At 46.6% G+C, this 12,895-nt stretch carries 12 protein-coding genes; 2 read left to right on the top strand and 10 right to left on the bottom strand.

What is annotated here, in order from left to right; all coding sequences use genetic code 11:
• Positions 1 to 164 precede the first annotated feature (164 nt).
• The 5 genes from LPW36_RS09980 to LPW36_RS09960 form a co-directional block, all read right to left on the bottom strand.
• Positions 165 to 380 carry a hypothetical protein gene (locus LPW36_RS09980; RefSeq protein ID WP_230609525.1) on the bottom strand — a complete coding sequence of 72 codons (216 nt, stop codon included), beginning with the start codon at positions 378 to 380 and terminating at the stop codon, positions 165 to 167.
• A gap of 33 nt (positions 381 to 413) precedes the next feature.
• Positions 414 to 620, bottom strand: a complete 207-nt coding sequence (locus tag LPW36_RS09975; RefSeq protein WP_230609524.1) for an acid-shock protein — start codon at positions 618 to 620, stop codon at positions 414 to 416.
• A gap of 533 nt (positions 621 to 1,153) precedes the next feature.
• Positions 1,154 to 2,926 (bottom strand): SmdB family multidrug efflux ABC transporter permease/ATP-binding protein, encoded by a 1,773-nt coding sequence (locus LPW36_RS09970; protein ID WP_230609527.1) that lies wholly within the window; start codon positions 2,924 to 2,926, stop codon positions 1,154 to 1,156.
• A gap of 1 nt (position 2,927) precedes the next feature.
• Positions 2,928 to 4,667 carry a SmdA family multidrug ABC transporter permease/ATP-binding protein gene (locus tag LPW36_RS09965; protein WP_230609523.1) on the bottom strand — a complete coding sequence of 580 codons (1,740 nt, stop codon included), beginning with the start codon at positions 4,665 to 4,667 and terminating at the stop codon, positions 2,928 to 2,930.
• Positions 4,668 to 4,787: 120 nt separating this feature from the next.
• Positions 4,788 to 5,261, bottom strand: a complete 474-nt coding sequence (locus LPW36_RS09960; protein ID WP_230609522.1) for an Lrp/AsnC family transcriptional regulator — start codon at positions 5,259 to 5,261, stop codon at positions 4,788 to 4,790.
• A gap of 146 nt (positions 5,262 to 5,407) precedes the next feature.
• Here LPW36_RS09960 and LPW36_RS09955 point away from each other — a divergent pair, with 146 nt between their 5' ends.
• Positions 5,408 to 6,448 (top strand): PLP-dependent cysteine synthase family protein, encoded by a 1,041-nt coding sequence (locus LPW36_RS09955; RefSeq protein WP_230609521.1) that lies wholly within the window; start codon positions 5,408 to 5,410, stop codon positions 6,446 to 6,448.
• 129 nt (positions 6,449 to 6,577) lie between these two features.
• Here LPW36_RS09955 and rhtA read toward each other — a convergent pair whose 3' ends face one another.
• Both rhtA and fabB read right to left on the bottom strand, forming a co-directional pair.
• Entirely contained in the window at positions 6,578 to 7,498 is a 921-nt protein-coding gene (gene rhtA / locus LPW36_RS09950) for a threonine/homoserine exporter RhtA (RefSeq protein ID WP_420844758.1), read from the bottom strand.
• Positions 7,499 to 7,675: 177 nt separating this feature from the next.
• Entirely contained in the window at positions 7,676 to 8,890 is a 1,215-nt protein-coding gene (gene fabB, locus LPW36_RS09945) for a beta-ketoacyl-ACP synthase I (protein WP_230609519.1), read from the bottom strand.
• Positions 8,891 to 9,065: 175 nt separating this feature from the next.
• Here fabB and mnmC point away from each other — a divergent pair, with 175 nt between their 5' ends.
• Positions 9,066 to 11,087, top strand: a complete 2,022-nt coding sequence (mnmC, locus tag LPW36_RS09940; protein WP_230609518.1) for a bifunctional tRNA (5-methylaminomethyl-2-thiouridine)(34)-methyltransferase MnmC2/FAD-dependent 5-carboxymethylaminomethyl-2-thiouridine(34) oxidoreductase MnmC1 — start codon at positions 9,066 to 9,068, stop codon at positions 11,085 to 11,087.
• 59 nt (positions 11,088 to 11,146) lie between these two features.
• On the opposite strand, the gene LPW36_RS09935 is transcribed toward mnmC, so the two are convergent.
• The 3 genes from LPW36_RS09935 to LPW36_RS09925 all read right to left on the bottom strand — a co-directional run bounded on the left by LPW36_RS09935 (position 11,147) and on the right by LPW36_RS09925 (position 12,892).
• Entirely contained in the window at positions 11,147 to 11,419 is a 273-nt protein-coding gene (locus LPW36_RS09935; RefSeq protein ID WP_230609517.1) for a YfcL family protein, read from the bottom strand.
• Between the two features lie 68 nt (positions 11,420 to 11,487).
• Complete coding sequence (locus LPW36_RS09930; RefSeq protein ID WP_230609516.1) at positions 11,488 to 12,048, bottom strand: elongation factor P hydroxylase; 561 nt, start codon at positions 12,046 to 12,048, stop codon at positions 11,488 to 11,490.
• 43 nt (positions 12,049 to 12,091) lie between these two features.
• Complete coding sequence (locus tag LPW36_RS09925) at positions 12,092 to 12,892, bottom strand: sulfite exporter TauE/SafE family protein (RefSeq protein WP_230609515.1); 801 nt, start codon at positions 12,890 to 12,892, stop codon at positions 12,092 to 12,094.
• Positions 12,893 to 12,895 lie beyond the last annotated feature (3 nt).

Below are 12,895 nucleotides of genomic sequence, written 5' to 3'. Positions count from 1 at the left end.
AAAAACTTCTGACATACTTGGTAAACAGGCATAGAGGTGATCTCATTGAATTGATAGCACAATCAGTAGATCACAAAACTCTATGCCTGTCTTTTTTTACCTGCTCATTACTGGGGATTCCTCAGCGGAGATCGGGGTTTTTAACGCATATGACAAACCTGATATTAGGCCGCCGGTGTCATCGGCTGCTGGCCTGTTGATTTGGTGCCAGGTTGAGCTTTAGCATGTTGTTTATGCTGCTTCGCCTTGCTACTCGCTTTATGTGCAGTAGAGGTAACCTGCTGAGCATCTTTTACCGGTTGAGTATTACTACCAGCCGCAAAGGCTGTGCCAGACAGAACAAATAAAGCGACTGTGGCCATTGAGAGTAATTTTTTCATTTGGTATACCCTGGTATCCGTTATCAGTGCTAATTACTTAGCTGCTGGTTCTTGAGTTGATTGGCCAGCTTCCGCTTTTTTAGCATGTTTTTTATGCTGTTTGTTTTTATCTGCAGTTTTGTGATGAGCAGTAGCAGTCTGTGCAGAATTAGTTGGGGTAGTTGCAGCAGTATCAGCAGCAAATACAGAACCAGACAGAACAAACATAGTAGCAACGGCTAAAGGTAATAATTTTTTCATTTGATAATTCCTCAGGTATTGTTAATTTAATTGCGTTTGATAATTTAGCAGGCGGAAACGAACCGGATGCTTATTGGTGATTTAGCTTCATATCTCGTTAAATCTGAAATAAATATAATCCTTATTTTGTCAGTGAGAGTAAGAGCTAAGTAATTGCAATGTAAATTAAATGTAACCAGCTAGTGCAACTTATTGTTAACATAAGCGAAGGGTGAAATTCATTTAAAATCAATAAGAAAAGATATTTTTGTTAACTCTTTTTGTTATAAAATATCAGGTCAAACCAGAGAAGAAAACTGCACATTCAGTAAATTACTTCATTAGAGGTATAGCTATTATCCTTTGATTATCAAGAGAAAAATAAAATTACAATAATAGCGTTAAAGTGTAACCGTATTAATAATTTGTCGATATATTAAATTTATTTTCCCGTTGCGAAAAATAGAAAAAAGGTATTCAACATAATTAATCTCTTAATAAATAATATAATATATAAGACGGTGATATATTTTTCCCCGCTTATACATTTATATTTAAACCTGAGCTTCTAATTCAGTCGCCGCCAGTTGCAACTGGTGCATCTGATAATAACGCCCTTTTTGCATCAGTAATTGATGATGTGTGCCACGTTCAACAATTTGGCCGCGGTTGAGTACCACTATTTGATCTGCTTCCACAATGGTTGAAAGACGGTGGGCAATGACTATCAGCGTGGTTTTATGTCGAATAGCACTTAATGCACGGTGAATAGCCTGCTCGGTACCTGAATCAATATTTGCCGTAGCCTCATCCAGAATCAGAATTTCTGGTGTTTGTACCAGCACTCTGGCTAAGGCCAACAGCTGTTTTTGCCCTACTGAAAGATTGTTACCCTGTTCACCCAACAGGGTATTAATTCCGCAAGGCATAGCTTTAACCAGCGTTTCCAATTGGGAAATACGTAACGCTTCCCATACCTGTTCTTCACTGATAGCTCGTCCCAGAGCGATATTGGCATAAACCGTATCTGCCAGTACTACAGGATCCTGTTGCACCATCGCCACCCCGGTACGCAGCACCTGATGGCTTAACGTTTGTAAAGGACGATCGTCAAGGCAAATCTCCCCTTTAGACAGCGGATAGTAACCCATCAGCAGATTAGCTAATGTGCTTTTACCACTACCGGTATGACCAACCAGAGCAATAAAACCACGAGATGCGACAGATAAATTAATATCGTTTAGTACCGATTTATTTCGGTTATAGGAAAAGCTAAGGTTGCGAATATCAATTTTCCCCGAGCGCAAGGGCTGATTATCCTCACCGTATTTCTGCTGTTCGCCGTCCATAAGCTCAAAAATACGTTCACCGGCAACGACAGCCTGTTGCATCATTGCCTGCTGAGAAGCCAGTTCAATCAGCGGTTCATTCAACCGCGATAAATAATTAATGAAGGCATACAGCACGCCTACGCCGATAGATCCTTCCGGACTAAAGCCAAACAACATCAGCAACCCGCATAAAACCAGTGCAGAAATTAAGCTTAATAGCGGGCGCAGCAGCAAGCTTTCCAGACGCAGGGTTTTCAAACGCATCATGTAGTGAGCGCGGTTAGTTTCTCCCAATCGTTCACCAAAGCGAACCTGTTGACGGAATTGCTGCAATACCACCATACCGCTGATCGCTTCATTAAATCGATTATTGATATCTGCCAGCAGGCTACGTACCTGACGTATAATCGGTGTGCTATAACGCTGATAGATACTCATCAAAACGATAACTACCGGAAAGATTGCCATAGCCACCAGCGCCATGCGCCAGTCCAGGCTAAACATGGCAATCAACATGGCGCTGATTAATGCGGCACTGCGTAATACCGTTGCTACCACGGTGACATACAGATCTTTAACCACTTCAGTATCGTTAGTCACTTTTGAAATTAACTGACCAACCGGCTGGGTATCGAAAATAGCCACTGGCTGTTTTAACGCGGCGTCCATCACATCACTACGGATCGTTTGTACAACGCCAACGGCCGCGCGGTTAAACAGTAAAGCCTGATTGTAGCGCAGGGTTGCCGCCAGTATCTGTAACAGCAAAAATGCGACCGCCAGCGCCATGACTTTGCCCGGTGGCATAATATTTTTTGCCACCATATTGTCAATAAAATAGCTGATCAATACCGGGCCACACACTTCCGCTCCTGCGGCCAGCCACAGTAATAGAGCGGCGAGGCTTAAGGGTTTACGGTAAGGCGCACCATAAGCTAACAGGCGTTTTAACGTTGGCCATAATTGACGAAATTTTTGATTTTTGCCGGTCGTCATATTACTCATCCAATGCTGCTTCCAGTTGCTGATAACGATACATATTGCGATACCATCCTGTCTGTTCCACCAGCGCTGAATGAGAACCCCGTTGGACTACCCGACCATCCTGCAGTACCAGAATTTCATTGGCATACAGCAATCCGGAAAGTCGATGTGCACTGATAATTAAAGTGCGATCTTTCCCCCACTGACGTAGATTTTGCAGGATCTGATACTCGGTACGACCATCTACCGCAGAAAGGGCATCATCAAGAATCAATATTTCACTTTCCATCAATAACGCTCTGGCAATGGCTATTCGCTGTTTCTGTCCGCCGGATAACATCACTCCGCGCTCACCAACTTCGGTTTGATATCCCTGCGACAGGTTCAAAATATCTTCATGTACACAGGCCAACGCAGCAGCATGTTCAATCTCATCCTGCGTAGCCTGCGGGTAACCCAGCGCAATATTTTCAGCGATGGTGGCGGAAAACAGAAACGGCATCTGGCTTACCACAGATAAACGGGCACGCCATTCATCCAGCTTTACCTGCCGTAGCGGTAATGAGTGATAGCAAATATCCCCTTCGGTAACGTCAAACTGACGTTGAATCAGCGCCAGCAGCGAACTTTTACCGGAACCGGTAGGACCACATAGCCCCAGGGTTTTCCCCGGCTCCAGGCGGGCATGGATATCTTCCAGTGAAGCTTTTTCCGTCAGCGGATAATGAAAACGTTGAATGTTAATATCCAGTACGCCGCGCTCCAGAGGTAAATTCAGCTCACCATCGACCACTTCCGGTTGCTCTTCCAGCAGACCGGAAATACGCCCGTAAGCCGCACTTCCCCGTTCAACAATATTAAACATCCAGGCCAGCGCCAGCATCGGCCAAATCATCAGACCCAAATACATCACAAAACTGGTTAGCTGCCCCAGCGTCATTTGATTATTAATCACCATCCAGCTACCGCCGCCAATCGCCAGCATATTCGCGCAGGCAACCGCCAGATAGATGGTCGGGTCAAAGCGGGCATCAACTCTCGCCACCCGCATATTTTTATAGCCCGCATCGGTAGCAACCTCAGAAAACAGCTTTGACTGGTAATTTTCCAGACCAAATGACTTGATCATTCTGATGCTGGTCAGGCTCTCCTGAGTACGGTCATTTAATGATGAAAAAGCAGCCTGCGCCACCCGAAAGCGATTATGCAGCTCATCACCATAACGTTTAATAAAAATGGCCATAATTGGCATTGGCAATAGAGAGAGTAGCGTTAATTGCCAGCTAATTTGAACGCTCATCACCACCAGCACCGCACAGCCCATCACCAGCGAATCCACCAGAGTTAATACCCCTTCTCCGGCAGCAAACACCACCCGATCCACATCATTGGTTGCTCTGGCAATTAAGTCACCGGTACGGTGGCGCAAATAAAAATTGGGATGCTGGCGGCTCAATTGGCGATAAAAATTATTGCGTAGTTCAACCGCCAGTAGATAAGAAGCACCAAATAGCAGTACACGCCATACGTAGCGCAGCAAGTAGATAACAACGGCAGTACCGACAATCAGACCAACCCACATCATTAGGGTATAACCATCCATCTGACGATGGGTAATGCCGTCAACGATGGTACCCACCAGCTTAGGAGGCAACAGCTGCATCAGGGCAATAGTGATAAGAAGTGTCACTGCACCTAAATAGCGTTTCCACTGTAAAACAAAAAACCAGCGCAGTTGAGAGAACAGTTTCACTATATTAATCCGGTCATCAGGCAATCATCGGGTGACTGCATTCGTTTAAATTCAATAAAATCAGCGGCGAAAGAATACCATTTTCAGCCTGCCCAAATGCAACTATTTCTCATTTGGTTGCTAAAAATTATCCTGTTCCGCAATAGGTAAGCAGGTGGTGAGCTTAATTTCTTCCATCGCAAAGCTGGAAGTCACATCGCTGAGTCCACTTACGCTATTGACCAGCCGTTTATAAAAGTTATCAAAACTCTTCATATCAGCAACCTGAACGCGCATCAGATAGTCATACTCACCGGCCATGCGGTAAAAAGCCATTACTTCAGGCATATCTTCTACACTATCGACAAAGCTTTGATACCAGTCACGGCTGTGACACTGCGTTTTTATCAGTACAAACGCAGTCAGGCTCAACCCCAGCTTTTCTGCATCCAGCAGTGCCACTTTATGACGAATATACCCCTCGTCTTCCAGTCTTTTCAGGCGTTTCCAGCAGGGTGTGGAAGTCAGGCTGACCTCATCCGCCAGCGTCTGAAGCGACAAAGTGCAATCCTTTTGTAACAGAGTCAGTATTTTTCGGTCAATTTTATCTAACACATCGGCCCCGGAGAGAAATATTTTCTATCATATGATTATTATACAGTAAAAATAGCAATAATTTTTTCTGTCAACGCGGTTAATCTATCAGTATAGAATCAAAACCTGCCTGGCAGGTTATTAACAGATTATCAGAGGAAAAGAATATGAATCGCCAATGGGTAAAACAGGCTATCAGTGAGATAGAAGCCGATTTTCAACGCTCCGCCGATACGCACTTGATCCGTATGCAGTTACCACAGTTTCCCGGCATTCATCTCTATCTGAAAGACGAAAGCACCCATCCTACCGGTAGCCTGAAACATCGTCTGGCTCGTTCACTATTTTTATACGGCCTGTCTAACGGTTGGATCAAACAGGATACTACCATTATTGAGGCTTCATCGGGCAGTACTGCGGTATCTGAAGCCTATTTTGCACGCTTACTGGGCCTGCCGTTTATTGCCGTTATGCCAGACTGCACCGCCAAACGTAAAATAGAGTTAATTGAGTTTTACGGTGGTCGCTGCCATTTTGTGAAACACCCATCAGAAATTTACGAAGCTTCAGAACGTTTGGCAAAAGAGCTTAACGGCCACTATATGGACCAGTTTACCTATGCCGAACGGGCAACCGACTGGCGCGGTAATAATAATATCGCTGACAGTATCTTCCGTCAGATGCAGCGCGAGCCTCGTACCATTCCTGACTATATCGTGATGAGCGCCGGTACCGGAGGTACCTCTGCAACGCTGGGGCGTTATATTCGTTATCAGGGACACGATACCCGATTGGTGGTGGTCGATCCGGAAAACTCGGTGTTTTATAACTATTACCAAACGGGTGACCGTACACCATCTGCCCACTGTGGCAGTCGCATTGAAGGTATTGGCCGACCGCGCGTGGAACCTTCATTTATTCCACAAGTCATTGACGAAATGATACAGGTTCCTGATGCCGCCAGTATTGCTACCATTCTCTGGCTGGAAAAGATCCTCGGTCGTAAAACCGGCGCCTCTACCGGCACCAATGTATGGGGAGCTTTACAGTTGATGAAACGGATGCGCGATAAAGGTGAGAGCGGCGCAATAGTGACACTACTGTGTGACAGTGGCGAACGGTATTTGGATACTTATTATAATCCTGAGTGGGTGAAGCAGAATCTGGGGGATTTGGGTGAGTATCAGAATCTCTTGCGGGATTTATAATTTTAGCGGTAGCCCGGCCAACAATCTGTTGGCCGTAGCGTGGAAATACAAGCGCTGCCCGTTTGCCGCACAGTAGCAAAGCAAAACACCGTACTATTTGCAGACGAAATAAACTCTCTTTTTTATCTCTTAAGCAACACTACTTTTCTCTATGTCTACCGTCTCCAGCTTCGCCTTGCGCTTGATCGTCAACGAAGCCCCCATCGAAGCAACAATCACCGCAAATAGCCCCATCCATTGCATCCAGGAGAGAGTTTCATTAAGGAAGATCAGACCAGAGAGCGCCCCAATCGCCGGTTCCAGACTGGTCAGGGTTCCAAAGGTTTGAACCGGTAACCGGGTCAGAGCCACCATTTCCAGTGAGTAAGGCAGTGCAGTGGAGAGAATCGCCACGCCAATCGCAACCGGCAACAGTGATAAAGCAAACAGATCGCTACCCGCATGAGCAACGCCGATAGGTACAGCTATTATCGTGGCCACTAACGCGCCTAACGCCACAGAGCGGGTTCCATAATTGGCCCCTGCGCGTTGGCCAAAAACTATATACAGCGCCCAAAAAAAGCCAGCACCTAAGGCATAACATGCACCTACCGGATCGATACCGTTTACCGACTGACGTAACGGCAGCAGTAAGCCCAGACCAACAATAACCAAACCAATCCACAGAAAGTCCACCAGCCTGCGGGAAGAGCTCATTGCCACCGCCAGCGGACCAATAAACTCTAATGCCACAGCAATGCCCAGGGGCACGGTTCGCAGAGACATATAAAACAGCAGATTCATTCCACCCAGAGACAGACCATAGGCCACCAGCCACCAACGGGCTCCGGGTGCAGGTGTACGGGTTGTCTGTTTACGCCATGGGCGTAAAAAAATCATCAGAATGATAGTCCCTAAAAACAGGCGATAAGCCGTTACCCCCTGAGCGCCAACCGCAGGGAAAAGCGTTTTCGCCAGCGATGCTCCGCCCTGAATAGATAACATGGCAATAAGCAGTAAAATAATGGGAACTAATACAGATGATTTTTTATCTTTCAAAGACATAAGGATACTTAACCATCCTTCGGTAATTCAATTAACCGAAAGAACTTTTATTAACTAAGGGTGGCTGGGCCAGAATGGCCTCTATAATACCTGAATAACGTCGCGGGTTTTACCCCGTTCGAAAAAATAAAAAACCGCCAGTGATTATCTCACCGACGGTTTTTTACCAATAATCTGTATGACTTATTTGCTGTATTTACGCATTACCAGAGTGGCGTTAGTACCACCAAAGCCGAAGCTATTAGACATCGCAGTAGTTAATTCACGACGCGTAGTTTTGGTAACGATATTCATACCGGCAGCCTGTTCATCCAGGTTTTCAATATTGATACTTGGCGCAATAAAGCCATGTTCTACCATCAGTAAAGTATAGATAGCTTCATGAACACCAGCAGCACCTAATGCGTGACCGGTCATGGCCTTAGTCGAAGAGATTGCCGGTGTATTATCACCAAACACTTCACGAATGGCACCCAACTCTTTCACGTCACCAACCGGTGTGGAAGTACCGTGAACGTTAAGATAGTCAATTGGGGTATCAACGCCCTGCATTGCCATTCTCATACAGCGAACCGCACCTTCACCTGATGGAGCCACCATATCTGCACCATCAGACGTTGCACCATAACCTACGATTTCAGCATAGATATGTGCACCGCGCGCCAGAGCATGTTCCAGCTCTTCCACCACCACCATACCGCCACCACCGGAAATGACAAAGCCATCGCGGGCTGCATCATAAGTACGTGACGCTTTTTCTGGCGTCTCATTGTACTGAGTAGAAAGTGCGCCCATGGCGTCAAACTCACAGGAAAGCTCCCAGCACAGCTCTTCACCGCCGCCAGCAAACACTACATCCTGTTTGCCCAGTTGAATCAGTTCAACCGCATGACCAATACAGTGTGCAGATGTTGCACAGGCTGAACTGATTGAGTAGTTAACCCCACGAATTTTAAATGGCGTTGCCAGACAGGCAGAAACACCCGAGGCCATGGCTTTAGTCACCATATAAGGGCCAACACCACGTAAACCGCGAGAACGCATACCATCAGCGCCAGCAACCTGACTGCGTGGAGAACCACCGCCAGAGCCAACCACTAAACCGGTACGCTCATTAGAAACCTGATTGTCCGCTAATCCTGAATCCTGAATGGCTTCCTGCATAGAAAGATAGGCATAAATTGAAGCATCACTCATAAAACGAGCAACTTTACGGTCAATTAACCCAGCGGTATCCAGCTTAATATTACCCCAGACATGGCTACGCATGCCGGCATCTTGCAGTTCCTGAGCATGGGTAATACCAGAGCGTCCTAACTCCAAAGACTCAAGGACCTCTTGTTTGTTATTACCAATACTAGAAATAACACCTAAACCGGTGATAACTGCACGTTTCATCTATTACCTCTGTTTTTACTTTATATTGCATGGCGGAATTTGCATAACAGATTAGCTTACACTTGTAAGCTGAACAAGTCCGATCAGCAAAAAAGATGCAACAAAAGATGTTAATTTCCTGACGAGTCGTCCATCATTAAGCTCTCGCTAGCACTTGAACAGACGGTCTTTTAACGTGAATAACACCCCGATCCAACATGCTGACCTCAACTGGAACGAACAGGGTACACCTGTTTCCCGAGAATTTGATGACGTCTATTTTTCTAACCAGAATGGTCAGGAAGAGACAAAATATGTTTTTCTAACGGGCAACCATATTCCTGAAAGATTCGCTGTGCACACAAAGCGTAGTTTTATCGTGGCTGAAACCGGATTTGGCACCGGACTAAATTTTCTTACTTTATGGCATGCTTTTCACCAGTTCAGTGCCAACTCTCCGGAAACTCAACTAAAACATCTGCACTTTATCAGTTTTGAAAAATTTCCTTTGCGACGTGAAGACTTACAACAGGTTCATCAGGGATGGCCACAATTTTCATCATTGTGTGAACAACTACAACAGCAATGGCCTCCTGCCCTACCCGGCTGTCATCGGCTACTGCTGGACAATGGACGGGTAACGCTGGACCTGTGGTTTGGTGACGTGAATACGCTGCTACCTCAGCTTGACGACAGTGTGAATGGCAAGGTAGATGCCTGGTTTCTTGACGGTTTTGCTCCCTCAAAGAACCCGGAAATGTGGACACCTCTGCTGTTTCAACAAATGGTCAGACTTGCAACCGAAAACGGCACTTTTGCCACCTTCACAGCCGCCGGTTTTGTTCGTCGGGGCTTACAGGAGGCAGGCTTTGAGGTTTCACGCATTAAGGGGTTTGGTCAAAAACGAGAGATGTTGGTGGGCGTTCGCCAGCCCGGACTGCCTCCTCCATCACCGTCAAATGTGCCCTGGTATACCAGCCCATGTACCCGACAACCCATGGATGTGGCGATTATTGGTGGCGGTATCGCCAGCGCGATGACGGCACTGGCTTTGCTGCGTCGCGGGGCGACTGTCACTCTCTATTGTGCTGATGAGTTACCAGCACAGGGTGCATCAGGAAACTATCAGGGCGCGCTCTATCCACTGTCAGGCCGTGAAAATGCCATGACTCGCTTCTTCAGTCATGCCTTTACTTTTGCCCGCCAGCGTTATGATAGCCTGTTAAGAGAAGGTATCACCTTCGATCATCAATGGTGTGGTGTCATTCAACTGGGCTATAACGATAAGAGCCGTAAGAAAAATGACGTTATTCTGGCATCGAATCCTTTACCAGAGATTGTCCACCCTTTGTCACAGCAACAGACTGAAAGTCTGTGTGGGTTAGCTACCGGCTGTGGCGGTATTCACTACCCTTCAGGCGGTTGGCTCTCCCCCCGCCAGTTAACCGCCAATGCCTTAAACCATGCTCAAACCCAGGGGATGAAAACCTGTTACCAGCACTCCCTTATTGAGCTAAAAGCGGCACAGCAAGGGTGGGAATTAACCTTCAGCCATGGAAAAAGCACCCAACACGCTACCGTTATTTTAGCCAACGGCCATCAGATAACCGAGTTTGAACAAACTCATCAACTGTCTCTAACACCGGTACGCGGACAGGTATCACAGGTTCCAACCAGTTCAGAACTGAGCCAGCTAAAGCAGGTACTCTGCTACGATGGGTATATGACACCGGTAGATACCAACCATCAATACCACTGTATTGGTGCCAGCTATGGTCGGGGAGATAGCCAAACGGACTATCGTCAGGCGGAACAGCAAGAAAACCGCCAGCGCCTGCTGGACTGTTTACCAGATATCGACTGGCCACGGCATATTGATATTAGCGATGGATTAGCGAGATGTAGCGTTCGTAGTGTCATTCGTGACCATTTACCCATGATGGGAGCCGTCGCTAATTACCCACAACTACGAGAATCTTATCGGCATCTTGATCGCAAACTAAAACGTCGCGAGAAGGTGGAGCTGGCACCGGTATGGCCGGGGCTGTATATGCTGAGTGGATTAGGATCCCGCGGTCTTTGTTCAGCGCCTCTGCTGGCAGAGACGCTGGCGGGGCAAATCTTTAATGAGCCGTTACCGCTGCCTGCGGATATTTTGGCCGCGCTAAATCCGAATCGCCTTTGGGTAAGAAAACTACTGAAAGGAACGCCGCTGTAAATCACTTCGGGTTTGGATACATAATTTCCGCTGTCCGAACCCGAAAAAAGTGAAACGGATTATTGTACTTTCTGCTGTAGACTCTTCCATAAATTAAAAACCAATACCTGGTCCGGTGGTGAAAGCTCACCGGCTTTAATGGCTTTATCCAGACTCTGTTCAATCAGTTGTGAATAATCATTCAGGCTGCTAAGGCCCTGTTCTTCAGCCAGAGCCGCAGCCAGCGTGATATGACCACGCAAATAACCGCCGGCAAACAGTTCATCATCACTGGCGTGTTCAACGTTACTATCAATCAAAGCCAGTATGCGGTTCTCTAATTCTGCAATCATGCGGTTTCTCTATTTGGTTAATCGTTCATCAGGCTGCGAAGCCTCTTCAAATTTAAGACCAGAATAAATTAATGACACCAGCCCGTAGGATATTCCGGATAGGGGAAATCATCCGCCGTTAATGGACTGGTCTGGTAAAATTTTTGCAGCGCCTGAATAAAGCGTGCTGGTCGCTCTGGTATACCATTTTGCAGATAGTCCATGACCTGAGAATGAACCTTACGCTGAAATGCGATACGGTCCGGCTGAAAATCCCCTTCCAGATTGTCACAGCTAACATTAAACGGATAACCTGATGCCACACAAAATAACCAATCAAAAGCCTGCGGTTTTATCTCCACCACTTCAAACTCAGACTGCTTATCGGCACTGCGGCCATCCGGGCAATACCAGTAACCGTAGTCAACCTGCTGGCGGCGTTGCTCTCCGGCAATGCACCAGTGAGAAATTTCATGAAACGCGCTGGCGTAAAATCCATGTGCAAAAACGACCTGATGATAAGGCGTTTTATCGTCCGCAGGCAGATAGATAGGTTCATCATCGCCCTGAATCAATTTAGTCTGATAGTCCACGCCAAAAGTTTGCTCAAACAGATCGATAAGATCCTGAGGATTATGTTGTCTGGTCAATTAACGTCACTCTGTTTTAAGAGGGTGTATCCCTACTGTGTTATTAGAAAAAACCTGCAATCCACTGATGAATCTCAGCGCTATGGTTATCATAAATTAGCTTACAGCTCATCACGAACGATACCGTAATCAGCATTGGACGTATCAATTTTTGCCCTTTGGTCAGCACCATACGCGCACCGGTACGGGCCCCAATAACCTGACCGCACAACATCACTAAACCAACACTCCATACCACCTTTCCCCCCAGAATAAAAAACAGCAGGGAAGCCAGGTTCGAAGTGAAATTCAACACTTTGGCATGCGCCGTGGATTTAGTCAGATTGAAGCCACGCAGTGTAACATAGGCTAAGGCAAAGAAAGAACCGGCGCCGGGCCCAAAAAATCCATCATAAAAACCCACGCAAAACCCGGCAACGAAAGCAAAAGGCCAGGTGGTTAAACGTTTCTGGCGATCCGCTTCCCCTACTTTGGGGCTGAAAACAAAATAGAGACCGATGGCAATAATTAACAGCGGCAGAATAGAACGTAAAATATCTGCCTCAATATGCTGAATAAGAATGGCGCCAAACATAGCGCCAATAAATGTCAGCAAAATAGTCCATCGCTGGTCTTTTAAATCCACCGCTTTCTGGCGGATAAAATAGAGGCTGGCAGAAAACGATCCGCCAATGGACTGTAACTTATTGGTGGCAAGCGCCTGAGCAGGTGGTATACCGACTGACATGAGTGCCGGCAGGCTTATCAGCCCACCGCCACCCGCAATGGAGTCAATAAATCCGGCCAGCATTGCAACAAAAAATAGAATCAGATAAATCTCAACGCCGAGCGGAAGCCACTCCATTTA

This window comes from Limnobaculum eriocheiris (genome assembly GCF_021010575.1).
GTDB classification, from domain to species: Bacteria; Pseudomonadota; Gammaproteobacteria; order Enterobacterales; family Enterobacteriaceae; genus Limnobaculum; species Limnobaculum eriocheiris.
Note: the sequence above shows the minus strand (reverse complement) of the source record. Positions and strands in the feature narration are given on the sequence as shown.

Bases quoted from the DNA above. Each gene is read 5' to 3' on its own strand.
- LPW36_RS09980 (WP_230609525.1), bottom strand. From the start codon at position 380: ATGAAAAAATTACTCTCAATGGCCACAGTCGCTTTATTTGTTCTGTCT.
- LPW36_RS09975 (WP_230609524.1), bottom strand. From the start codon at position 620: ATGAAAAAATTATTACCTTTAGCCGTTGCTACTATGTTTGTTCTGTCT.
- LPW36_RS09970 (WP_230609527.1), bottom strand. From the start codon at position 2,926: ATGACGACCGGCAAAAATCAAAAATTTCGTCAATTATGGCCAACGTTA.
- LPW36_RS09955 (WP_230609521.1), top strand. From the start codon at position 5,408: ATGAATCGCCAATGGGTAAAACAGGCTATCAGTGAGATAGAAGCCGAT.
- fabB (WP_230609519.1), bottom strand. From the start codon at position 8,890: ATGAAACGTGCAGTTATCACCGGTTTAGGTGTTATTTCTAGTATTGGT.
- LPW36_RS09935 (WP_230609517.1), bottom strand. From the start codon at position 11,419: ATGATTGCAGAATTAGAGAACCGCATACTGGCTTTGATTGATAGTAAC.
- LPW36_RS09925 (WP_230609515.1), bottom strand. From the start codon at position 12,892: ATGGAGTGGCTTCCGCTCGGCGTTGAGATTTATCTGATTCTATTTTTT.